A 23,262-nucleotide genomic window follows, 5' to 3' on the forward strand; every position below is an offset into this window, starting at 1 on the left:
ACCCCTGGACAGTCGTCGGACATCGGCTGCGGCATCGGTGACAACTATGCCAGGTGAATCCGGTTGGTCCGCACCGAGATCCGGCCCGCTCGAATCTCGAGGCGGGCCGGATCATTACGACGGTGGGTTACTCGACGACTTCGATGACGTCGCCGGGGTTCACGTGGTAGTACAACCTTTCGGCGCCGTCGGGCACCATCCGGATGCAGCCGTGCGACTGCTCCTCGATCGGCCCGATGTGGGTGGCGATATCGCCGTTGAAGAAGACCGCCCACTTCATGGGCACGTGGTGCATGGTGCTCCAGTGGTCCTCGCGTTTGAAGGCGACCTTGAACACTCCCGGCGGGGTCTCATAGCCGGGCCGGCCGTGCGAGATCGGCGTCGGACCGTAGGTCACCTTGCCGTCCTCCATCAACCAGGCCTCGTTCATCGACTTGCTCATGCAGACTTTCGCTCCCGCGGCCGTGCACGGGGCGAACACCGGCGCCGGGGGCAGTGGCGGGATGAGGGCCGGTACACCTGGTATCTCGGGTCCGCCGGGCCAGAGTGGATCGGCGTGTGCCGTGGGCGCCGTGAGCATTCCGGCTACGGCGATGCCCGCTAACAGGGCGTATCCGGCCGATGCTCTTCGTACACGAGTGCTGCTCATCATCACGCCGACCTCCTGGCCTTGCCGCCGGGTCTGCACCGCAGGCGGCGTCTGTGGCGGTTCAGGGCCCTGACTCGACCCCTCACGCCGGGTTGATCGAAACAGTCGAGATGTTCACGATCCTTATCGACGTGCGGTTGACCGGTCAACGCCTCTTGCGAGGGCGTAATCGTACTGTTGCCGAGGAACCCGGCCGGGGATCAGGCCGTGTCCGCCGCAACGACTACGGCGCTGTCCGGCTTGCGGCGGAACGAGATATGGCGGTGACCGAAGAAACTCGCGACCGCGACCAACCCCATCACCACGACCGCCGAGGGAATGTCGGGCAGGTGCAGCACCGAGACCGCCACTTGCAGCAGCACCATGTTCATCAGCAGCCCACCGGAATTCACGCCGCAGAAGGCCAGGAAGTCGCGCACGACATGCCCGCGCACCCGGAACACCAGCGTGCGATGCAGGACGAAGGCGATCACGATGCTGACCGCGTAGGCCGCGGCGGGCGCGAGCGCGGCGGGTACCCGATCACCGAAGACCTTCAGCCACATCACCGTCAACGCCATACCGAGCCCGGTGTTGACCATGCCGACCATCGCGAACGCGATTTCCTGGCGCCGCACCAGCCGCAGCAGGGGCCCCGGATCGGAGTCTGTCGCGGTCGTGTTCACCGCTCTACTCATATCACGCCACGCCCACCGGCTCCGGCTCGGCTGCCTCGGGTTCCCGAGGTTCTTCCGGCTCGTCGTCCGCTCGGCGCTTGCCGCGCAGGTAGATCCATTGCAGCAACGCGATGTCGAGGACGGCGAACAGCGCGGCTCCCGCGCCGATCGGCCAGCCCGGCGGGCTCCAGGACAGGACCAGCTCGCCGTCCCGGGTGCCGGCCGGGATCCGCACGGCGGCAAAGGTTTTCCCGATCTGCTCGACCGGGACCTCCGCGCCGTTCAGGGTGGCCTGGTAGCCGGGCCAGGCCAGGCGGGCGAAGACGACCTGGCCGCCGGACTCGGAGCCGACCCGGACCCGGCTCTCGGTGTCGGATTCGAACTCCGAGACGGCGGTGGCGCCGGTGACGGCCGAGACGCGGCCGTTCTTCGCGGAGATCGGCCCGTCGACGCGTTCGAGCACATCGATGTACTTCTCGTGGCCGGGGTAGTCGACCCACCGCCAGCCGGTGGGCGCGGGCTGGTTGCGGGCCTCGGGGTACAGCGCCTTCTGCAGCACCACCCGGTCGATGTTCATCAGATCGACGATGGTTTTGCCGGTACCCGGCTCGGGCGCGAACGCGCGGCGGTAAGCGTCGGGGCAGACGCTGGTGTCCCAGCGCATGCACAGGGTCTCGCCGAACCAGTAGTGGCCGTTGGGGGTGTAGCCGCTGACGTAGTTCTTCTCCAAGTTCTTGGCGTAGTTGCCGAACACCAGCGAACCGTAGCCGCCCTCGAGAGTCCGCTCGTCGGGCGGGATCAGCGCCCGGTCCGCGAGTTGCAGCGTGGTGCCCGCGAACTCGGGGAACGCGGCCTTCATCGCCGAGCGGTTCTCGGGCAGGTTCCACCCCAGCGGCGTCGGCTGCGCGTGCTGCACCTGCCAGAAGGCGATCGGCGCGACCGAGACCAGCACCAGCGTGGCCGCCGCGGTCAGACCGCGGTTGAGGCCGAGCCAGACCGCCGCCGCGCCCAGCGCCAGCACCACGAAGACGGCGGCCAGATGCCAGCCCATCTCATTCGGCGCGGCGGAATAGGAACGCACCCACAGCAATCCGACCAGCAGCGCCGCCACGATGGACCGGTTGCGCCACTCCCGCCCGGTCGCGAAACGACCGAGCAGCACGCACACCAGGATCAGCAGCCCCAGCGCCACCATCGGCAGCACGCGGGCCGGCCAGCGCAGCGGGCCGATGGTGCCGGGCCCGGCGGTCCAGAACAGCACCAGCGTCGTGAACAGCACGGGCGCGGTGAGCTCCCGGGCGTGCGTGCGCACCCGGCGCCAGTCGACGAAGGCCAGACCCGGAATCAGGAACCAGGCGATATAGACGACCGGCATCGGCTGCACGTAACCCCACCAGGAGGTGAACGCGGGCAACGTGCTCGGCAGGCTCGCGTTCAGCGATTCCGACCACGGCACGGTCAGCAGCTGATCGTTGTTGATCTGCGCGGTGCCGCGCCAGGTCGACTTCGCCGACAGCGCGCTCGGCAGGTAGGTGGCCAGCCCGGCCAGTGCCGCGCACGCCGCGACCGTGGCCAGTCGCAGCGCGGGCAGCCACTGCTTCTGATAGACCCACTCGCCGACGACAACCGCGCCGATCATGATCGCGGCCTCGACCGCCGGGAAGACGTACTGCACCGAGATGGTCAGGTACAGGAACACGAAAGTCGGGATCGGACCGCTGTATCCACGGGCGTAGCGCACGCCGGAGGCCCACGCGTGCACCAGCCACGCGGTGCCGGTCAGCGCGGTCCACCAGGTCGAGGAATCGAAGAACAGCATCCAGCCGGTGAAGGGCATGCAGACGCCGGCGACCGCCGCCCACGGCAATTTCGCCCCGTAGACCAGGCAGATCCGGTACACGCCGAGCGCCAGGATGATCGCGAAGATCAGCTTGACGACGGTCGCGTAGAGCGCGAGGTTCGGCACCGACGGCGCGATCAGATCGATCAGCAGCTGCGGCGGATTCAGCAGGCCCGCTTCCTCGATGGTGTAGTTGCCCGCCATCCAGTGCTCGGGCACCATCGTCGGCAGCTCGCCCTCGCGCAGCCGCCGGCCCAGCATGACCCACAGCGGCGCGTACTGGGATTCGGTGTCGTCGGTGTAGAAATGCCGGACGTTGGCCAGCAGCACCGCGATATAGCCCGCGACGACGCCGAGCGCGGTTATGCCGCCCCACTTGTACACGGCTCGCGAATCGCGAGTTCCACTGTCCACCACGAGTTCCAGACCCTACACGGAGACGGCTCCGAACGGATCGTTCAGTCGGTCAGGATCTCGTAGGCGTCGGTTTCCGGGTTGTACCACCAGGTGTCGGGTCCCGGCTGTGGGCGACCGGCCGCCTGCACGGCGCGGGTGGAGGGACGATACGACGAGCTGCGCGGAATGTCGTCGACGACGTAGACGATGTCGGGGCGCTGCTCGGGGTCGAGCGCGCGCAACCCCTCGGTGACGTCCTTGTGGTCCAAGCGCATGCCCGCACGGACACTGACCGCGGCCACCGCCAGGCAGCGCTTACCCACCCCGCCGGCTCCGCCGGCTGCCGTCCCCGCTCGATCCGCGACCTGCAACCCGTAGGCGACCTCCAGGTCGACCGCGGCGATGTCGTTGAGCGCGTCCACGATCGGCTGGGTGTAGACCGGGCCGCGCCCGGTCTGGATCACGGTGTCCTTGCGGTCGACCAGCCAGTAGTCGCCGTCGCCGTCGCGGCGGAACAGATTCTCGGTCGGCATCCAGGAGTCGCCGCGGCTGAACACGCCGCGCAGGCCGCCCGCCGAGATGTCGATGTGCTCGGAGGCCTTGCCGATGAGCAGGCCCACCTCGTTGTCGGCGCAGCGGCGCGCGAACCCGGATTCGTCGGTGAGCACGCGTCCGGTCACCGGATCGAAGGCGACGAGTTCGACCTTCGCGGTGCCCGGCACCGGGCGGCCCTTGCACCCGGCCTTGGCGCCGGTCACGTTGGCCAGCACCACATCGCCTTCGATGGAGGCGTAGAACTCGAGCACGCGCGCGGGCGCGAACTGCTCGGTGGTGCGCCGCCACAGGCCCGCGGGCATGCCGGAGCCGATGAACAGGCGGATCGGATGCGCATGCCCGGCCGGGAACACGTCGGCGTCGAGGATGTCGCGCAGCATGGTCCAGGTGTAGGTCACCACGGTGACGCCGTAGCGGTGCACCTCCTCGGCGAAGCGCGCGGGATCCTGCGTGGGTCCGGCCAGCGAACGGGCCAGCGCGATCCGGCTGCCGCCCGCGATGGCGCCGCCCAGGCTGACCAGCAGACCCGACGAATGATGCAGCGGCGCAAGGCAATACACGGTGTCGCGGCGGTCCAGGTCGGCCGCGCTCGCGGTGCCGAAGGCCGACAGCGCCCACCGGTGGTTGCTGATGTACTTGGTTTCCAGGCGGTCGCCGGTGCCGGTGACGAGCACGAACGCGAGTTCCCGGGCCAAGCCCGGATCCGGCCGGTACCACGCGGGCAGCCGCACCTGGGCCGGGTCGATCTGCTCGAGGTCGACGACCTGATCACCGACCGGCAGGTCCAGGGTGCGCGCGTTGCCGCCGCCGAGCACCAGCACGCGGATGCCGGTGGCCGCGGCCTGGCGCAGGTTCTCCGGATCCGAGACCACGGTGGTGATGCCGGTGAGTTCGACGGCGCGGTCGACTTCGCTGCCCGGGGCGAGCAGCACCGCCACCGCACCGAGGCGGGAGAGCGCAGCGACCGTGGCCAGCGCGCTCGGGCGGGTTTCCATCAGCACACCGACCCGGGCCGCGGGCCGGACGCCCACCGAGATCAGCCCGCGCACCACATTGTTGATGCGGGTGTCCACCGCGGCATTACTGTGCACGCGGTCGTCGAACAGGAACAGATCGCGCAGCGGGGCGCGGCGGGCCTGCTCGGCGAGCAAGCGGCCCAGCGAGATCCGGGTGTTGGGCTGGATCATCCCCAGGCGGGTCAGCCGGGGCAGCGCGCGGGCGGCCTCACCGGCGAGTTCGATGGACCCGCGCACGGTATTGCTCGCGATGCCCTCCAGCGCCTTGCCGACGCCCGCTCCGGCCTCGGCCAGGCTGGCGGCGGTGTGCACCACCCGGGTCGCCGCGGTGCGCGGGCCCGTGGTCGGCACGTGCTCGGCCATCCGGGTGATCTCCGCCGGCAGCGCCTTGTCGCGATCCATCCAGTCGATCCACTGCCGCACCAGCGGCCAGGTGTGATTGGTCGCGGTGCTGCCCGCGACCAGGCCGAAATGCCCGGCCATCAGGGTCGCCTCGTAGACCTCGGCATTGGGCGCGGCGCGCACGATGCCGCGCACCGCGGCGGGCTGGCCGATGTCGTCGACCTCGCCGACGAAGGCCAGGATCGGCATCTTCAACTCCGCCAGCGAGATCGGCTGATCGCGAATCACGAAGCCGCCCAGCATCATCCGGTTGTGCACCACGAACTGCCGGAGCAGGTCCGCGGCCGCCGGGCCCGCGTACCCGACCCAGCCGTCGTTGTTGAGGAAGCGCCGCTGACGTTCCTTGGGCAGCAGCGCTTCCCGGTCGTGCAACTGCCGCAGGAAATCGACGCGCGCCTTGGCCGTCTTCACCGGATCCAGCATCTGGAATCCGAAACGCACCATGGAGTCGGTGATCGGTAACCGGGTCACCACGTGGTCGGCCAGGAAATCGGCGACCTCCCGGACCAGGCCGTAGGGCAGCCCGAACGGCATGCCCGCGACCACGTCGACCGGGCTGCCGAAGGTGACGATGCTGGCCACGCCCTTGCCGTAGCGGAACGCGGCGGTCTGGTAGGCGAACATGCCGCCCTGCGAGTAGCCCATCAGGTGCACGTTCGACCCGGTCGCCTCGTAGACCGTGTCGATGGCGCTGCTGACCGCCAGCACGTGGTCGGCCAGGTCGCGTTCCCAGCCGCCTTCCTCGGAGGCGGGCGAGCCGAAATCGACCACCCAGCAGTCGACTCCGCCGCGATGCAGGATCCCGACCGCGCCGTCCTCGGCGTTCACATCCCAGATGTCGGCGTTGACCATCAGCGGCGGCACCAGCAGCGCGACCGGGCGCCCGGAGACGGCCGCCGACGACGTCGGCGAGGTGGGTGACTGCTGCGCGGCGTCGTCGGGGAAGTAGCGGCGCAGGCGATACATCCGCCGGCGCTCGACCACCTCGAACGGGGACGATTCGACGTCATGGGTGAGCCCGCCGAAACGGATCACCTCGAGACCGTTCTGCGCGGTCGCCATCAACCGCTGCATCGATCCCACCACGTCCTTCGAACTGAACTTCACGATTGCTCCTGGCCCTACCCTGCACGCATGCCACGCACTACGGCGCGACGCACCGGCGAGATGTTCCCGCCGGCCCCCAAAGACGCACGCCGTCTATGTGTTGCCAAGAGCTTCCCACATCGGGTGTCGGCTATGGGGCGGCTGTGACAGGTTGCATGACTCAACGATCCATCACATTGGCGTACATGCTCTCGAACGGCTGCGGGCTGACGCTCAGATCGCCGCGGAACGGATAGTCCATCGCCGCGATGAGAAACAGCATTGTTCCGAGAAAGAAGGCGAACAAGCCACCGAGCAGCAAATGCGCACCGCGCTGGAGACTGAACAAACACAGCAGCGCGATATTGATCGCCGCGCCGACCAGGATGACCCACCACAGCACGTCCGGGATGCCGCCCTGGCTGGCGTTGATCCGGTGCCGGCGGTCGGAGTCGAAGCGGGCGAACTGTTCGATCGTCGCGGCGTGCACGATCTCCTCGGCCTTGGTGTCCGGCTGGAACTCCAGCAGGTGTCCCTGGAACCGGGTGACCAGCGCGGTACCGCCCATCGGCTCCTCCCCGACGCGCAGTTTCGGGAAGACGACGGTCAGCACGTCCTGCGTGTAGTCGACGAGGTCGTTCCGCAGCACCGTGCGATGCGGCTCCGGGTAGGCGCCCACCTCGCGGTAGAGCGTGCCGACCGCGGCGGCCTCGTCGGCGATCAAGCCCTGGGCGTGGTCGTTGGACTCGTAGGTCGCCGCGGCGATCAAGCCGAGCAGCAAACCGTAGAAGACGCCGCCGACGGTGAGCACCATGATGACGGTGTCGTTGTTGCCCGGTTCCGGTCCGAAGATCCGGTGCACCGTCGGCCGGGCCAGCACGATGCCCGTGCAGGTGAGCAGAACCGGTACGCCGGTGATGATCAGGAACACCAGCCAGATGGGCAGCCCGTAGATCCATGTGAACATGAGCCGTAACCATAGCTACGGTTTAGCAAACGCCCCGGCTGCGCCGCGATTCGTCCCAGGACGTTATCTGGCGTTGTCTCGATCGAGCACGTTTCGTTACCATCCGAATTCGATCTCGGCAATCTGCGAATTCTGCTGCGTACCTGCGGGTTCCCGCCTATATTTCATGCCGTTCACAAGCCCTGCCGCGTAGATCGGCCGCTCATCGCCGATCCCGCAGGCCGCTCCAGGCCTGCCGTTCGACGTGAACCGTGCAGCTCAGCACCGCCCGTAAGCACCCGCTTCACCCCGTCGCGCTCGCGCTGAGCCGCGCAACCGTACCGAATTGCTCAGTGGAGGATGATGATTCACCTAAGCCGCACCGACGGCCCGAAGTACCGACTATCGACGGCCCGCCGCCGCGCCGTCCCCCGATCGTCGGCCGCACGCAGCCATCGCTGCCGGTCCGGACGGGCCAGTGGCTGGCACCTATGCCGCGCATCCTGAGCCGCCGATCAGGATGCTTCCGCACCGCACGTCCGGAATGTCCGTCCCAGCGCGACATTCCGGGCGTGCGGTTTTTTGTGCCCCCAGCAAATTCACCCAATGCTGGCATTCCGCTGCCAGGCAACGCTGTTCCCGTTAACATCTACATGTCTCAAACGCATTGTCGCGTACAACAATTCGCTCGAATCATTGCTTGTCCGTCCGCGCGTGCCGCGGGTTATCTCACCGAGATGAGGAACACGCATGACTATCGAAGAAATGCCGGCTCGCGCTCGGGAACAGCGCACCAGCCTCAGCACTACGGCCGCTCATCAGCTGTCGACCACCACCAAATCCGAACCGCAGATGCAGGGCATCAGCTCGCGGTGGCTCACCCGATCCCTGCCCTGGACACAGGTCAACGGTGGCGTCTACCGCGTGAACCGGCGCCTGACCCACACCGTCGGCGACGGCATCGTCACCTTCGCGATCAACGGCAGCCAGGCCAAGGTGATTCCCCTGGAACTCACCGAACTCCATCAGCTGCACGGCTTCGAGGACGAGGACGCGCTCGCCGAACTCGGCCGCCGCTTCCAGCAGCAGGATCTCGAACCCGGCACCGTCATCGCCGAATTCGGGAATCCGGTAGACCAGGTCGTCCTGGTCGTGCACGGCAAGATCAGCAAGATCGGCCGCGGCGAGTACGGCGAGCAGACCGTGCTCGGCACCATCGGCGCCGGCGAGTTCGCCGGCGGCTCGGCGCTCACCGACTCCTCCACGCTCTGGGAAGCCACCTTCAAAACCGTCACGCCGACCACACTGCTGACGCTCTCCAGAGCCGACCTGGAGCAGACCCTGGATCGGGTGCCGGAGCTGCGGGAACACCTGGAGCGCGTGGCCAGCGCCCCGGACCGGCCGCAGAACAAACACGGCGAGGCCAACATCGAGATCGCCTCGGGTCACGCGGGCGAACCCGAATTGGTCAGTACCTTCGTCGACTACGACGCCGCGCCCCGGGAATACGAACTCAGCCTGGCCCAGAGCGTGCTGCGCGTGCACTCCCGAGTCGCCGACCTGTTCAACGATCCGATGAACCAGGTGGAGCAGCAGTTGCGGCTCACCGTCGAGGCGCTCTACGAACGCCGCGAACACGACCTGGTCAACAATCCCGACTTCGGCCTGCTGCACAACTGCGATCTGAAACAGCGGATCTATCCGGAATCGGGTCCGCCGACGCCCGACGACATGGACGAGCTGCTGAGCATGCGGCGCAGCACGAAACTGTTCCTGGCACACCCGAAAGCGATCGCCGCGTTCGGCCGGGAATGCAGCAAACGCGGGCTCTACCCGGATCCGGTCGAGGTCGACGGGCATCGGGTGCCGGCCTGGCGCGGCGTGCCGATCTTCCCGTGCGGCAAGATCCCGGTCAGCGAGAACCAGACCACCTCGATCCTGGCCATGCGCACCGGGGAGAAGGATCAGGGCGTCATCGGATTGCATCAGACCGGCATCCCCGACGAGTACGAGCCCAGTCTCAATGTGCGGTTCAAGGGGATCGACGACCAGTCGGTCATCTCGTACCTGGTCAGCTGCTACTACTCGGCGGCCGTCCTGGTGCCGGATGCGCTGGGGATGCTGGACAACGTCCTGGTCGCCCGGCAAGCCGACTGAGCCGGGGGTGCCCAGATGTCGGTGCTCTCCCGCGCCGGCGCGCCCGCTGCCACCCACGAAGTGGCGGCTGCCGTTGCCGCGCTCCTGACCAATCACGACACCAGCGCTCCCGCCACCCTGCTGCTCTCCGGCGCACCGGAAGGCCCAGTCCCCCAAGGTGATTCGAGTGCTCTCGAACGTGCGGATCCACCACGGCTGCTCGGGCCGAGCGGACTGGGCGCGGCAGCGTTGCGGTTGCCGACGCCCACGGTGCGCGCGGCTCCGCCGCCGCCGGCCGCCCCGCCGGCGCCACGAATACCGCACGGCCCGAAGGGATTAGGAACCACGGCGGCAGTCGTGCGCTCGAACGACGCACCGATCCCGCCGCTCTACTGCCCGCCACCGATGCGCGACGATCCCGCGCTCGCCCGCGCCGTCAACGACGGCCTGATCGACTGGGCGGCCGAGATCGGTTTGTACGAAGGACGATTGGACGAACTCCGAGACGCCGACTTCGGCCGGCTGATCATGCTCGCCCACCCCGATTGCGACGACGCCGACCGACTGCTGGCCGCGGCCAAATGCGCAGTGTCGGAATGGTCCGTCGACGACTACTACTGCGAGGAAGGAGCCGACAACCGGGCACCCGACGGCACACCGTCCAGCGCCGAAGCCGAACTCGGGCCGCGACTCGAAATGGCCGCCGCGGCAATGGATCCGGTGCACCTGCCGGTGCGCTACACCGCACAGCTGGAAGAGGCGATGCGGGCAGACCCGATTCTGCGTGCCTTCCGGACCAGTTTCGAGCACCTGTCCCGCTACGCGACCTCCGCCCAACTCGCCCGCCTGCGCACCGAAATCGCCGGCTGGTTCATCGCTTTGGGCGCGGAAGCGGGCTGGCGGACCGCGGGGCGCATGCCTCCGGTCTGGGAGTACCTCACCAATCGCCAGCCGCACAGCTTCCTGCCGTGCATGGCGCCCATCGATGTGGTCGGCGGCTACGAACTCCAGGCCGCCGAATACACCGATCCCCGGGTGCGACGCGTGGTCACCACGGCCGCACTCGCCAGCCAGATGGTGAACGACCTGTATTCGATGGCGCGCGAAGACCGTTCCCAGGGCCGGGAATTCAACCTGCCCACGGTCCTCGCCGCCGAGGAGAAATGTTCCCGGCGCGAAGCCGTACTGCGGACCGCGACGATTCACGACGAACTGGTGCACCGCTTCGAAGCCGAAGCCGCACCGCTGGCCGCCGCGGGCTCGGCCGAATTGCGCCGGTTCCTGATCGGCCTGTGGGCATGGATGGGTGGCAACCGCGCCTGGCATGCCGACAGCAAGCGTTACGACGTTACCGAGAGAGGATGATCCCGATGACCATGCTCAACCCTGACGCAGTACTGCGCACCCGGTATCAGAAGTCGGTCGCCGAATATTGGAACAACAACCCCAACGACGATCGCGTCAACACCAAACTCGGTGAAGTCGACGGGCTCTACCACCACCACTACGGCATCGGCGAACCCGATCTGTCGGTGCTGGAAGGCCCGGAGGAGACCCGGCAGCAGCGCATCGTCAACGAGTTGCACCGGCTGGAGACCGCACAGGCCGACCTGCTGCTCGATCATCTCGGCGACGTCCGCCCCGGCGACCGGCTACTCGACGGCGGATCCGGGCGCGGCGGCACCAGCGTCATGGCCAATCAGCGTTTCGGCTGCCAGGTCGACGGGGTCACCATCTCCCAGTACCAGGTCGATTTCGCCAACGAGCAGGCCCAGCAGCGCGGCGTCGCGGACAAGGTGCAGTTCCACTTCCGCAACATGCTCGAGACCGGCTTCGACAGCGGATCCCGGCGCGGCATCTGGACCAACGAAACCACCATGTACGTCGACCTTTTCGAACTGTTCGCGGAATTCTCGCGACTGCTGGAACCGGGCGGGCGCTATGTCTGCATCACCGGATGCTCCAACGACGTCACCGGCGGCCGCTCGTCCTCGGTCAGCTGGATCGACGCGCACTACGGCTGCATGATCCATCCGCGCGGCGAATACTTCCGCGCGCTGGCGGCCAACAACCTGGTGCCGATCGATGTGGTGGACCTCACCGCGGCCACCATTCCCTACTGGGACCTGCGTACCCACTCCGAGCTCGCGACCGGCGTGGAGAAACCCTTCCTGACCGCGTACCGAGAGGGGAGCTTCCAATACCTGCTGATCGCCGCCGATAAGGTGGGCCGGTGACCGATCACCAGGCTCGAGCACTGACCGACCGCGAAGCCCTGCCCGTCGAGCTCGTCGACGAGGCGGGGCGCGCGGTCGGCGCGTGCCCGGTGGCGGAGGCGCACACCGCGCCGGGCCGGTTGCATCGCGCGTTCTCGGTGCTGCTGTTCGACGAGACCGGGCGGGTGCTGTTGCAGCAGCGGGCGGCGGTGAAGACGCGGTTCCCGCTGCTGTGGGCCAACACCTGTTGCGGGCATCCGGCGCCGGGCGAACCGGTCGAGGCCGCGGCGGCGGTGCGGTTGGCCGAGGAACTCGGGCTGGCGACGCCGCTCGCCGAGGCCGGCGAGTTCGTCTATCAGGCGCTGGATCCGGTGACGGGGCGGGTCGAGTACGAGTGGGATCACGTGCTCGTGGGCCGGCTCGCGGCGGGTGTGCCGCATCCGGATCCGGCCGAGGTGGCGGCGTTCGAGTGGATCGCGCCCGAGGCGGTGCAGGCGGCGATGGCCGAGCATCCGGACCGGTATACGCCGTGGCTCGGGCCGGTGCTGAAGATCGCGACCGAAGCGGGCTTCTGAGCCCCTCCCCCTCAATGCTGTTCTAGAACCCCAGCATTCAGCTAATACTGGGCACTCCAAAGGAGGCTGCATCACATGCTCAGATGCGCATATCTAGGTAAAGGGATGTCTGTAACAACTGCACAGTGGTGCGCGACAACCACACTGTCCCGCCCAGGCCGAACGCCGCATCCGCGAACGAAACCTTGGGCAATTCACAGGTAGGCCACAGCGTCCCGCCAGCCCGGCGGCGGATTGTTATGGGCGTACCGAAATTTCCGGCAAGCGAGGTGTGCGATGGTCGAAGTCGAAGTCACGGATGACACGGTGAAGGTCCACGTGCTCGGTGGACATCGCCTCCTGGCTCTGCGCGACGAGGTCACCCTCGACGTCGGCGCCATCAAAGAGGTCCGGATCGCCGAGGTCGACCTTCGTCCGCCGTGGATCCGCACCCCCGGCGCCTTCTTCCCCGGCGCCATCGCCGCCGGCACCTTCCGCGGCAAGGGCCGTAAAGAGTTCTGGGACACCAACTTCAAGGGCCACGCCATCCGCATCGACCTGGCCGGCCCCGGCTACACCCGGCTGGTCGTGGATGTCGCCGACCCCGGCGCGGCCCTCGCCGAACTCACCTCCGCCGTCGCCGCCTGAACTCGACCCCTCACGCACCGAATTCCGACAGCAGACCGGCATAGGACTTCCTGCGGGGCGCGGCGAACTCGCCGCGCCCCGATTTACGCAAGCCGAGCGTGACCAGCGCTTGCACCGTCAGGGTGGCCGCGGCCACCCCATCGATCACCGGGACCCCGATCTCGTCGGCGATCTCGGCGCAGAGGTCGGCCATTCCCGCGCACCCCAGCACGACCACGTCCGAGCCGTCGGCGTCGACGGCTGCGCGGCAGGCTTCCAGGACGATCTTCCGGGCCCGCGGGTCCGACTCCAGGGCGAGAACCGGAAGTTCGCAGGCATGGATGCCGCGGCAGTAGCGCCGCACACCGTAGCGGTCCGCCAGATCCTCGGCTCGGCCGATGGTGCGGGCCAGCGTGGTGACCACGCTGAACCCGCGGCCCAGGTGCGTGGCCGTCCGCATCGCGGCCTCGGCGATGCCGATGACCGGGCCCCGGGCCAGCTCCCGGGCCGCGTCCAGGCCGGGATCTCCGAAGCAGGCGATCACGTAGCCGTCGGCGCCCGCCCGCTCCCCCTGCGCGATCGCGGCGAGAATGCCCGGGCCGCTGAGGATTTCGTCGTAGTGGCTTTCGATCGAGGCCGGGCCCATCGCCGCGGTGACCGCGTCGATCGAAACGCCCGGCGCCGCGACAGCTCCGGCGCACCGCTCGATCGTCGAGGTCATCGACGGCGTGGTGTTCGGGTTGATCACCCGGATCCGCATCAGGCGGTGACCTCCTTGCGCATGGCGAGCAGGTAGTAGACGGCGAAACCGAGCGCGCAGCCGATGAACCAGCTGTACTGCGCCGCGGTGTACATACCGGGGACGCCCTTGGCGAGCACCGGAATCACCGCCACGACGGCGCCGGCCGCGGTGGCCGCGACCGCTGCCGGGTTGTATCCCTTGCGGTACCAGTAGGTTCCGGTCTCGGCCATGGTGAACAGGTCGTCGACCAGCACGCGCTGCTTCTTGACCAGGTAGTAGTCGGCGATGAGCACACCGAACAGCGGGCCGATGAACGCGCCGAGCACCTCCAGCGTGTAGTGGATGACGTCCGGGTTGTTGTACAGATTCCAGGGCGTGATCAGCACCGAACCGACCGCGGCGATCATCCCGCCGGCCCGCCAGCTGATCTTCTGCGGGCTGACGTGGGAGAAGTCGAAGGCGGGCGAGATGAAGTTGGCGACGATATTGATGCCGATGGTGGCGATGGTGAAGGTCAGCGCGCCCAGCACGATCGCGAAGGTCGAGTCGATGCGGGCCACGGTGGCGACCGGGTCGGTGATGAGCTCGCCGTACACCGGCACGGTCAGCGCGGCGGTGATCACCACCAGCAGCGAGAAGAGCAGGAAGTTCACCGGCAGGCCCAGCAGGTTGCCGCGTTTGACGGCGGCGAAGGTCTTTCCGTAGCGGGAGAAGTCGCCGAAGTTCAGCATCGGGCCGGAGAAGTAGGAGACCACCAGCGCGATCGCGCCGAGCATCACCGGGATCGAGTCCCAGCCGGTGTATTTCACCGCACCGAGGCTCAAGTCGATGGCGCCCCAACCGGCCTTGGCGATCAGGTACCCGCACAGCACGAACATCACCACGTAGACGGCCGGGCCGCAGAAGTCGATGAACCGGCGGATGGATTCCATGCCGCGCCAGAACACACAGGCCTGCACTACCCACAGCAGCAGGTAACTGCACCAGCCGAGCGCCGAGAGGCCCAGAAAGCCATAGTCTTCCACTACCGCGTAGGGCGCCAAGCCCGGAAACAGCTTGATCAGAACGACATCCAGCGCGGCCGAAGCCAGAAAGGTCTGGATCCCGTACCAGGCCACCGCTATCAGGCCGCGGATGATGGCCGGAATGTTGGCGCCGCGCACGCCGAACGCACTGCGGCACATCACCGGATACGGGACGCCGGTCACCTGGCTCGGCTTGGCCACCAGATTGCAGAAGAAGTAGACGATGGTGATGCCGATCAGCAGCGCGGCCAGCACCTGCCAGCTGGCCAGGCCAAGCGCGAACAGGCTGCCCGCGGTGACGTAGCCGCCCACGCTGTGCACGTCCGACATCCAGAAAGCGAAGATGTTGTAGGAGCCCCAGGTCTGCTTCCGCAGCGGAGCCAGATCCGCGTTGGTCAGGCGCGGGTCATAGCTGGGCGCGGGCGCCGGTACGGCGGACGGGACGAGTATTTCGGTCATGGTGGTTCCGATCCGAAGGCGAAACGTGGCTGGATCGACGGTAGGAATCCCCGATTGCCCGGCCATTGCGCGGTTATTGCCCGGCTATTGCGCGATCGATATATCTTCCATCGGCGCGAGCAGACCGGTGTCGGTCGGCAGGGTCGCGATCACCGACTCCAGCCGGCGGTGATGGTGTTCGGCCAAGTGCAGCAGCCGGTCCACGTCGGCGCTGAGGAAGGCCTCGAGCATCAGGCTGTGATCGGTGTGCAGCCGCGCCCGGTCGGCGTGGTCGATATGCACCATCGATTGCACGGGCTCGGTGACGTTCCAGGCGGATTCGAGCATGTGCAGCAGCCGGAACAGGCGCGAGGGGCGGGTCAGCGCGAGATGGAACTGCCGGGACCGGCGCTGGTAGGCGGCCGGGTCGTCGTCCCGGATCGATTGCTCCAGCAGCACGTTCACCTCCAGCAGCGCCGCCCGGTCGGCGTCGGAGGCGTTGCGCACCGCGGCGGCCAGCGCGGCCGTCTCCAAAGTCTCACGCACGATGTACATTTCGCGCAGCTCGCCGGCGGTGAGCTGCGCGACGGTGTATCCGCCGTGCGGCTGATGGGTGACCAGGCCCTCCCCCATCAGCGTTTTCAGCGCCTCCCGCACCGGGATGTGGCTGACGCCGAACAGCTCGGCTACCTCGCGCAGCGGGATCACGGTGCGGGGCAGCACCGCGCCGTCGAGAATCACCCGGCGCAGTTCACCGAGAATCACCTGCGGCCTGCCCGGTTCGTCGACAACCAACCTCGCGAGCAGGGCCGAACGTCTGCGTGGCGGCATGGTGATCACCGTAGGCGGCCCGTGTTGCGTGCGCCGCCGCCTGTGTGACGTTCACGAAAACGCACTCGTCGTTGCTTTTCGTCGCTGATTTACGCTGTATGGACGACGGAGAGGCTGATCGACGATGACCGAGATTCCGAAGCAGTTCGTACACCGCCGCTATGTGCGGCTGGTCGCTGAGTTCGACCGGCTGTTCCGCAAACCCGAGGACGGCGGCGGGGCGCTCACCGTCTATCAGCACGGCGAGCCCGTGGTGGACGTCTGGGCCGGATTCGCCCGGCCCGGGCGGGAATGGCAGCACGACACCGTGGCCATGGCCTACTCGACCGGCAAGGGCGTCGCCTCCACGCTGCTGCACCGTCTCGCCGAACGTGATCTGCTGCACTACGATTCGCCGGTCGCCGAGTACTGGCCCGAATTCGCCGCCGCGGGCAAGGAACACATCACGGTGCGCGACCTGCTCACCCATCGGGCCGGCCTGCACCGGCTGCGCGGCCTGCTGGCCGGCCCCGCCGAGGGATTCCTCGACGACGCGGCGGTGACCGCGGCCCTCGCCGCCAGTCCGCCCGATCCGCGCCATCGCGTCACCAGCGGCTATCACGGCATCACCTACGGCCATCTGGTCGCCGAACTGATCCGCCGGGTCAGCGGCTCGAAATTCACCGAGTTGCTCCGCACCGAAATCGCCGAACCGCTCGGTGCCGAAGAACTCTGGTTCCGCGTGCCCGATCACCAGCGGCACCGCATCGCCCCGAACTTTCCTCGCCTCACCATCGCGGGCATGAACTGGGAACGCAGCAGCACCTTGCTCGGCCGTACCAAATTCGCCGCCGCCGCCGACACCACACCCGCCGGCTTCGCCGATCTCGTCGCCGACCCCCGCCTGCACGATTCGGTGATGCCCGGCGTCAACGGCGTCTTCTCCGCCCGCTCGCTGGCCCGCCTCTACGGCGCCCTCGCCAACAACGGCACCCTCGACGGCTATCAGCTGCTCCGCCCGGAAACCATCGCCACGATCACCGAACGCCAAATCTTCACCCCCGACTACGTCCTCGCCTTCCGCATCCCGTGGGCGCTCGGCTACCACGGCGTCCCCATGAAGCCCTCCAAAGCCGACCCCGTCTCGGCTTTCGGCCACTTCGGCCTGGGCGGCTCCGGCGCCTTCGCCGACCCCGCCACCGGCATGTCCCTCGGTTTCGTCACCAACCGCCTCGGCGGCAAACTGACGCCCCTCGGCGACGCCCGCCTGGCCCGCCTCGGCGCCATCGCCCACAACATCGCGAAGCAGGCCACGTAGGGTCGGCGTCATGATCGTGCGGGCCGTGCTCTGGGATATCGACGACACTCTTTTCGACTACTCGGGGTCGGATCGGGCCGGGGTGCTGCGGCATCTCGAGGCGGAGGGTTTGCTCGAAGCGCACGGCGGCGCGGAGTTGGCCGTTGAGCGGTGGCGGGCGATCATGGAGGCCGAGTTCGCCCGCTTCCTCGCCGGTGAGGTGGATATTTTCGAGCATCGCCGGTGCCGGGCCCGGGTGTTCCTGGGAGTTGATCTTCCCGATGCCGAGGCGGACGCCTGGTTCAACCGCTACATCGCGCACTATCAGGACAGCTGGACGCTCTTTCCCGACGTCCCCGGCGTACTGACCGCCCTCGCACCGCTGGTCCGGCAGGCGGTGCTGTCCAACTCCTCGATGGCCAATCAGGAGCGCAAGCTCCGAACACTGGGCATCCGTACCCATTTCGAAGCCGTACTGTGCTCCGACGAGCTGGGCTACGCCAAACCGGCCGCCGAGGCGTTCCACGCCGCCTGCGCCGCGATGGATCTGCCGCCAGCCGAGGTGGTCTATGTCGGAGACCGGCTCGACATCGACGGCCTCGGCGCCCGCGACGCCGGCCTGACCGCCGTGTGGCTGGATCGTGCGGGCGGCGACGTCCCGCTGCCACCCGACGTCCTGCGCATCACAACCCTCGCCGAGCTACCGGAACTGTTGCACCTCGGTCGCCGTTGCGTCGGAGCGGACGTAGGTCATCCGCAGCAGTAGCCCGGCGGCGAGCAGCGCGTAGCTGCTGATGATCACGATGCGGATCCAGTTCGTGTCCATATAGCGGACGTAATCAGGGTGCAATGCCCCATCGGCGAGCCATACCGACCCGGTCTCGCGAACCGTCTCCGCCCAAGCACCCCAGAACCAGATGCGCGCGATGAACACCGAGACCTGCAACGCCAATCCAAGTCCGGCCAACCAGACGAGCACCCCGCGCGGACGCAACCAGAGCAGCACTACCCAACCAGCCAAGCCGAGGACACCGACCGGAATCACCGTGAGATCCGACAGCCGCTCATACCCGTCATCGAACGCCGCCATCTCCCCCGGCGCGAGGTACCGCAACGCCCGATGATGCATCTGCGTCATCCAAGCCAGCCCGGCCCCGTACACGCTGACGACAACCAGCAGCACCAGCACCACCGATCCCCAACGATCTCGCATCACGACCTCCGCTGTTCGATGCCTCGCAGATCACGATCCCAGCCCGCGAACCACGAATCATCCCGCCGCGGAACGACTTTCCCCGTACTCCCCCAGCCGTACGCCGCGCGGCCGAAGCTACCGATCCGGACTGTGTGCCGCATCCGCCTGACGCAGATCGCTGAGCCGAGTATCATTGACGCATCACTTAGGTGATGGATGAAGTGACAAGGCGCCGGCCCTCTACCGACGCCCTGCCCTTGGGGTTACCTAGCCCGCTTCATGCGGACCAGCAGAATGACGAGACCGACGATCGCCGCAGTGGCTGCAAACCAAGCTGCAGCGGTCGTCGGCTCATCTTTACTGTGACGCCCCATATTCCCTCCTCTCCTGACGGTGGCGGCCGGACCGACCGCCAACATTCGGAGCTGAGGTATCCACGACCATAGCCGTCAGCTATGGAACATGTGTACGAATCCGCTGAATCCATTTGCCGCCCTAGCTGATTCGGCTTCTATACGGTGGTGTCCCACTGTGTAGCGCTGCGGCGGGGTGGATGGCCAGCGGGGAAGATTGTGGAGTCGTGGGACGAATCGGGGGGCGGGTGGCAGCATGGGCGCATGGAGTTGCTCGGGCTGGCAGAGATCGAGGCGGCGGCGGCGGAGTTGGCGCCGGTGATGCGGCGGACGCCGGTGGTGGCGTCGCGGGTTTTGTCGGAGCGGGTGGGGGGTGAGGTGTTTTTGAAGTGCGAGAATTTGCAGCGGACCGGGTCGTTCAAGCCGCGGGGGGCGTATAACCGGATTGCGAATTTGGCCGAGGCGGATCGGGCTCGCGGGGTGGTTGCGGCGAGTGCGGGGAATCATGCGCAAGGGGTGGCGTGGGCGGCCAGCTCGCTGGGGATCGAGTCGACGGTGTTCATGCCCGTGGGGGCTTCCATTCCGAAGTTGGCCGCTACCAAGGCTTATGGGGCGCGGGTGCGGCAGGTGGGCGAGACCATCGATGAGGCGTTGGAGGCGGCGCAGGATTTCGCGGTGCGGACCGGGGCGACGCTGATCCACCCGTTCGACCATCCGGATATCGTGGCGGGGCAGGCGACGGTGGCGCTGGAGATTGTGGAGCAGTTGCCGCAGGTGGGGACGGTGCTGGTGCCGACCGGCGGGGGTGGGTTGCTGGCGGGGATCGCGATCGCGCTGCATCATCTCGCGCCCGAGGTGCGGGTGATCGGGGTGCAGGCCGCGGAGGCGGCGGCGTGGCCGGAGTCGTTGCACACCGGGAAGCCGGTGCGGGTGGCGCGGATGTCGACGATGGCCGACGGTATCGCGGTCGGACTGCCGGGTGAGGTGCCGTTCGCGCACGTCGCCGCGCATGGGCCGCGGATCGTGACAGTCGACGAGGAGGCGCTGTCCAAGGCCCTGCTGCTGTGTTTGGAGCGAGCGAAGCTGATCGTCGAGCCGGCAGGGGCCGCCGCGGTCGCGGCGCTGATGAGTTGCACTCCGGCGGAATTGGACCTGCGTGGCCCGGTGTGCGCGGTGCTGTCCGGCGGCAATATCGATCCGCTGCTGCTCACCCGGCTGATCGGGCACGGGCTCAGCGCGGCGGGCCGCTACCTCGAGCTGCGGATCACCATTTCCGATCTGCCGGGTGCGCTGAGCAGCCTGCTGACGGTGGTCGGCAAGACCGGCGCCAGCGTGGTGGACGTCGCGCATTCCCGGACCGGCACCTGGCTGGCGGTCAACGAGGTGGAGGTGTCGCTGACCCTGGAGACCCGCGGCCCGGATCATCGCGGCGAGGTGCTCGACGCGCTGATCCACGCGGGATACGCGGTGCGCGTGGAGGATTAGCTCCCCCACGCGGCGGGCGTCAGCACTTGCGCTTGTAGAAATACTTCGAGTTGGCGTCCATGTCCGCCTGGGTGATCGCCACCATGTCGGTCTGGATGGTGCGCGTCACCGGCTTGCCCTCGATGGCCGCGACCGCCTGTTCGACGCCTTTCGCACCGATCCCGCCCGGGTCCTGCACGATGAGCGCCTGAACGGTGCCCGCTTTCAGGTCCTCGACCTGCTTGGGACTGGCATCGAAGCCGACCAGCTTCACCTGTCCGAGCTTGTTCGCGTTGCGCAGGCCGGTGGCGGCGCCTTCGGCGGAACTCAGGTTGGTTGCGAAGATGCCGGCCAGATCGGGATGCGCGGCCAGGGTCGCCGTGACGATGGACGCGGCCTGCGCGGCTTCGTTGTTGTTGTATTGCACACCGAGCGAGGTCATTCCGGGGAAGGCTTTGAGGGCGTCTTCGAAACCGCGCGCGCGGGCGTCGGTGGTGGAGGTACCGGCCTTGGTGTTGATCACCAGCACCGGCCCCTTGTCGCCGACGAGCTTCGCGAGCGTCCGCGCGGCCAGTTCGCCGCCCTTCGCGTTGTCGGAGGCGATCGAGGAGAGGGCGACGGAGGTGTCGTCCAGAGCGGTGTCCACTTCGACGATCTTGATGCCGGCGTCCCGGGCCTGCTTGATCGGGCTGGCCATGGCGGTGGCGTGCGTCGGGGCGATCAGGATCCCGCCGGGCTTGTTGGAGACGACGCCGCTGAGGATCGGAGTCTGTTGCGCCGCATCGAATTTCGTGGGGGCCTGGGTGCCGAGTTCATAGCCCAGTTCCTCGGCTTTCGTTTCGGCGCCGCACTGCATGGAAATGTAGAACGGTTCGTCGGCGACACCGGGAATCAGCACCAGCTTCTTACTGTCGCCGCCACCCGAATCACCCACGTTCCCCGTGCAACCCACCACCAGCACCCCGGCGATCAGCGCGCCGGCCACCACCCCGAATTGTTTCCTCATCCTCGAACCTCCGAATCTGTTCGGTCAACGCTGTGCTACGGACCTCTACTTCCGGTCCCGCGCCCGGCGGCGGGCCTGGTCGAACCAGACCGCCGCCACGAGAACCACACTCACCGCGATCGGCTGCCAGAACACCGGCACGCCCACGATCACGAAACCCTTCTTCAGCACCGACGGAATGAACACCCCGATCACCGTGCCGACCACGGAACCGACGCCGCCGAAGAGGCTGGTGCCACCAATGACCACACCGGCGATGGCGTCCAGGTTGTCGGTGGTGTGCCCGCCGATGGTGGTGGTGCCGAAATACGCCAGGTTCATGAAACCCGCCAGCCCGGCGAGCACTCCGGTCATCAGGTACACCAGCACCAGATGCCGGGTGACCGCGATACCGGAGCGCCGCGCGGCCTCTTCGTTGGAGCCGATGGCGTAGGTGTAGCGGCCGAACTTGGTGGTGTGCAGGATCCACGCGGCCAGCACCGTCACCACCGCGGCGACCAGCACCAGATTCGGCACCCCGCCCAGGGAGGTGCCGAAACCCAGTGTGTTGCGCAGTTTGTCGGGCACGGTGCGGGTGTCGACGCCGCCGGTGATCAGCTGCGCCGCGCCCAGCGCCGCACCGAAGGAGCCGAGTGTGACGATGAGCGGCGGAATCTTGGCCTTGGCCACCAGCAGTCCGTTGAGCAGACCCCAGATGCCGCCGCCCGCAACGGCTCCGGCGAAGCCGAGCCCGATGATGCCCCAGCCCGCGCCGGTCGCGTCCTCGTTCGGGCTGAGCCACTCCATGGTTTTGGCGCCGATCACGCCGGCGAAGATCAGCACCATCCCCACCGACAGATCGATCCCGGAGGTGATGATGACGAAGGTCATGCCCACCGAAAGCACCAGCAGCACCGAGGTTTCGATGAGCAGCGTCTGAAAGGTGAAGCGGGTCGGGAAGGCGTCGGGCCGCAGCACGCTGAACACCACGCACAGCCCGACCAGCACCACGCCGATCCACACCGTACTGATGCCCATCACCCGCTGCAGCACCCTCACGCCGCCCCCTCCTGCGACAGCGCGCCGGTCATGGCGGCGACCAGATGCTCCAAAGTGGCTTCGGCGGCGGTGAATCGGGCTACCCGCCGCCCGAGCCGCAGCACCTCGATCCGGTCTGCCACCGCGAGCACCTCCGGCATGTTGTGGCTGATCAGCACCACGGCGATGCCTTCGTCGCGAACCCGGCGGATGACGTCGAGTACCCGCTCGCGCTGCACCACGCCGAGGGCGGCGGTCGGCTCGTCCATGAACACGACCTTGCTGGCCCACAGCACCGCGCGGGCCACCGCGACGCTCTGCCGCTGTCCGCCGGACAGCGATCCGATCGGCACGTCGGCACGCTGCAAGGTGACCCCGAGCCGCTGGAAGTGCTCCACCGCCTGGCTTCGCATCGCGGCCTTGTCCAGCATCCCGAGCTTGCCCGCGATGCCCCGGCGGACCAGTTCCCGCCCGAGAAACAGATTGGCGGCGGGATCCAGATCGGGAGCGACGGCGAGATCCTGATACACGGTTTCGATGCCGAGTTTGCGTGCGGCGGTCGGGGTGTTCAACACCACCGGCTTGCCATCCAGCAGGATGGTCCCGCCGTCGGGTTGCTCGGCGCCCGAAAGACTCTTCACCAGAGTCGATTTGCCCGCGCCGTTGTCACCGATCAGCGCGACGACCTCGCCGGCGCACACCTGAAAACTGGCCCCGCGCAGCGCTTCCACGCCGCCGTACCGCTTGATCAGCCCGCGGGCTTCCAGCGCGACAGCGCCGCCCGTCGCGGGCGGCAGTTCTTCCTCCGACGCCATTGTCAGTCCGCCCCCCGCAGA

General features: G+C 67.7%; 20 protein-coding genes. 8 read left to right on the top strand and 12 right to left on the bottom strand.

Translation table 11 applies throughout. From position 1 onward, the window contains the following. Positions 1–127: 127 nt before the first annotated feature. The 5 genes from AB0M14_RS36575 to AB0M14_RS36595 form a co-directional block, all read right to left on the bottom strand. A complete protein-coding gene (locus AB0M14_RS36575) occupies positions 128–442 on the bottom strand; it encodes a L,D-transpeptidase (RefSeq protein ID WP_365004399.1) in 315 nt (104 codons plus the stop codon). 407 nt (positions 443–849) lie between these two features. Then, positions 850–1,314 carry a GtrA family protein gene (locus AB0M14_RS36580; RefSeq protein WP_365004402.1) on the bottom strand — a complete coding sequence of 155 codons (465 nt, stop codon included), beginning with the start codon at positions 1,312–1,314 and terminating at the stop codon, positions 850–852. Between the two features lie 13 nt (positions 1,315–1,327). Next, on the bottom strand, positions 1,328–3,529 hold the full coding sequence (locus AB0M14_RS36585; protein WP_365004826.1) for a hypothetical protein: 2,202 nt from the start codon (positions 3,527–3,529) through the stop codon (positions 1,328–1,330). Positions 3,530–3,603: 74 nt separating this feature from the next. Then, positions 3,604–6,621 carry an AMP-binding protein gene (locus AB0M14_RS36590; RefSeq protein ID WP_365004405.1) on the bottom strand — a complete coding sequence of 1,006 codons (3,018 nt, stop codon included), beginning with the start codon at positions 6,619–6,621 and terminating at the stop codon, positions 3,604–3,606. Between the two features lie 160 nt (positions 6,622–6,781). Continuing rightward, complete coding sequence (locus tag AB0M14_RS36595) at positions 6,782–7,567, bottom strand: hypothetical protein (protein WP_365004408.1); 786 nt, start codon at positions 7,565–7,567, stop codon at positions 6,782–6,784. A 729-nt stretch (positions 7,568–8,296) separates the two neighbouring features. Between AB0M14_RS36595 and AB0M14_RS36600 the strand changes: the two genes are divergently transcribed. From AB0M14_RS36600 to AB0M14_RS36620, 5 genes are all read left to right on the top strand, one after another. Then, positions 8,297–9,703, top strand: a complete 1,407-nt coding sequence (locus tag AB0M14_RS36600) for a family 2B encapsulin nanocompartment shell protein (protein ID WP_365004410.1) — start codon at positions 8,297–8,299, stop codon at positions 9,701–9,703. A 15-nt stretch (positions 9,704–9,718) separates the two neighbouring features. Next, the gene (locus AB0M14_RS36605; protein ID WP_365004414.1) at positions 9,719–11,047 is read left to right on the top strand and encodes a family 2 encapsulin nanocompartment cargo protein terpene cyclase; all 1,329 of its coding nucleotides are present in this window, start codon (positions 9,719–9,721) and stop codon (positions 11,045–11,047) included. Positions 11,048–11,052: 5 nt separating this feature from the next. Continuing rightward, positions 11,053–11,919, top strand: coding sequence for a geranyl diphosphate 2-C-methyltransferase (locus AB0M14_RS36610; protein WP_365004417.1), 867 nt, complete (start codon positions 11,053–11,055; stop codon positions 11,917–11,919). Continuing rightward, entirely contained in the window at positions 11,916–12,473 is a 558-nt protein-coding gene (idi, locus tag AB0M14_RS36615; RefSeq protein WP_365004419.1) for an isopentenyl-diphosphate Delta-isomerase, read from the top strand. Before AB0M14_RS36610 ends, idi begins: the two co-directional genes overlap by 4 nt. Before the next feature lie 276 nt (positions 12,474–12,749). Next, a complete protein-coding gene (locus tag AB0M14_RS36620) occupies positions 12,750–13,100 on the top strand; it encodes a hypothetical protein (RefSeq protein WP_365004421.1) in 351 nt (116 codons plus the stop codon). A 10-nt stretch (positions 13,101–13,110) separates the two neighbouring features. Here AB0M14_RS36620 and AB0M14_RS36625 read toward each other — a convergent pair whose 3' ends face one another. From AB0M14_RS36625 to AB0M14_RS36635, 3 genes are all read right to left on the bottom strand, one after another. Continuing rightward, positions 13,111–13,839 carry an aspartate/glutamate racemase family protein gene (locus AB0M14_RS36625; RefSeq protein ID WP_365004424.1) on the bottom strand — a complete coding sequence of 243 codons (729 nt, stop codon included), beginning with the start codon at positions 13,837–13,839 and terminating at the stop codon, positions 13,111–13,113. Then, positions 13,839–15,305, bottom strand: coding sequence for an NCS1 family nucleobase:cation symporter-1 (locus AB0M14_RS36630; protein ID WP_365004427.1), 1,467 nt, complete (start codon positions 15,303–15,305; stop codon positions 13,839–13,841). The genes AB0M14_RS36625 and AB0M14_RS36630 overlap by 1 nt, the downstream gene beginning before the upstream one ends. Before the next feature lie 84 nt (positions 15,306–15,389). Then, positions 15,390–16,115 (bottom strand): GntR family transcriptional regulator, encoded by a 726-nt coding sequence (locus AB0M14_RS36635; protein WP_365004430.1) that lies wholly within the window; start codon positions 16,113–16,115, stop codon positions 15,390–15,392. 124 nt (positions 16,116–16,239) lie between these two features. Here AB0M14_RS36635 and AB0M14_RS36640 point away from each other — a divergent pair, with 124 nt between their 5' ends. After that, complete coding sequence (locus tag AB0M14_RS36640; RefSeq protein WP_365004432.1) at positions 16,240–17,412, top strand: serine hydrolase domain-containing protein; 1,173 nt, start codon at positions 16,240–16,242, stop codon at positions 17,410–17,412. Between the two features lie 10 nt (positions 17,413–17,422). Then, on the top strand, positions 17,423–18,157 hold the full coding sequence (locus AB0M14_RS36645; RefSeq protein ID WP_365004434.1) for an HAD family hydrolase: 735 nt from the start codon (positions 17,423–17,425) through the stop codon (positions 18,155–18,157). Here the strand turns inward: AB0M14_RS36645 and AB0M14_RS36650 are convergent. Further along, a complete protein-coding gene (locus AB0M14_RS36650; RefSeq protein ID WP_365004437.1) occupies positions 18,092–18,604 on the bottom strand; it encodes a hypothetical protein in 513 nt (170 codons plus the stop codon). The two genes, AB0M14_RS36645 and AB0M14_RS36650, sit on opposite strands and share 66 nt — an antisense overlap. Before the next feature lie 599 nt (positions 18,605–19,203). On the opposite strand from AB0M14_RS36650, the gene ilvA reads away from it, so the two are divergent. Beyond that, positions 19,204–20,424, top strand: a complete 1,221-nt coding sequence (gene ilvA, locus AB0M14_RS36655; RefSeq protein ID WP_365004439.1) for a threonine ammonia-lyase — start codon at positions 19,204–19,206, stop codon at positions 20,422–20,424. 19 nt (positions 20,425–20,443) lie between these two features. Here ilvA and AB0M14_RS36660 read toward each other — a convergent pair whose 3' ends face one another. The 3 genes from AB0M14_RS36660 to AB0M14_RS36670 are packed head-to-tail and all read right to left on the bottom strand — an operon-like array spanning position 20,444 to position 23,241. Next, entirely contained in the window at positions 20,444–21,409 is a 966-nt protein-coding gene (locus AB0M14_RS36660; protein WP_365004441.1) for an ABC transporter substrate-binding protein, read from the bottom strand. 45 nt (positions 21,410–21,454) lie between these two features. Further along, entirely contained in the window at positions 21,455–22,447 is a 993-nt protein-coding gene (locus AB0M14_RS36665; RefSeq protein ID WP_365004444.1) for an ABC transporter permease, read from the bottom strand. After that, positions 22,444–23,241 carry an ATP-binding cassette domain-containing protein gene (locus tag AB0M14_RS36670; RefSeq protein WP_365004447.1) on the bottom strand — a complete coding sequence of 266 codons (798 nt, stop codon included), beginning with the start codon at positions 23,239–23,241 and terminating at the stop codon, positions 22,444–22,446. The genes AB0M14_RS36665 and AB0M14_RS36670 overlap by 4 nt, the downstream gene beginning before the upstream one ends. Positions 23,242–23,262: the final 21 nt, after the last annotated feature.

Source organism: Nocardia sp. NPDC051832, assembly GCF_040681285.1.
GTDB lineage: Bacteria > Actinomycetota > Actinomycetes > Mycobacteriales > Mycobacteriaceae > Nocardia.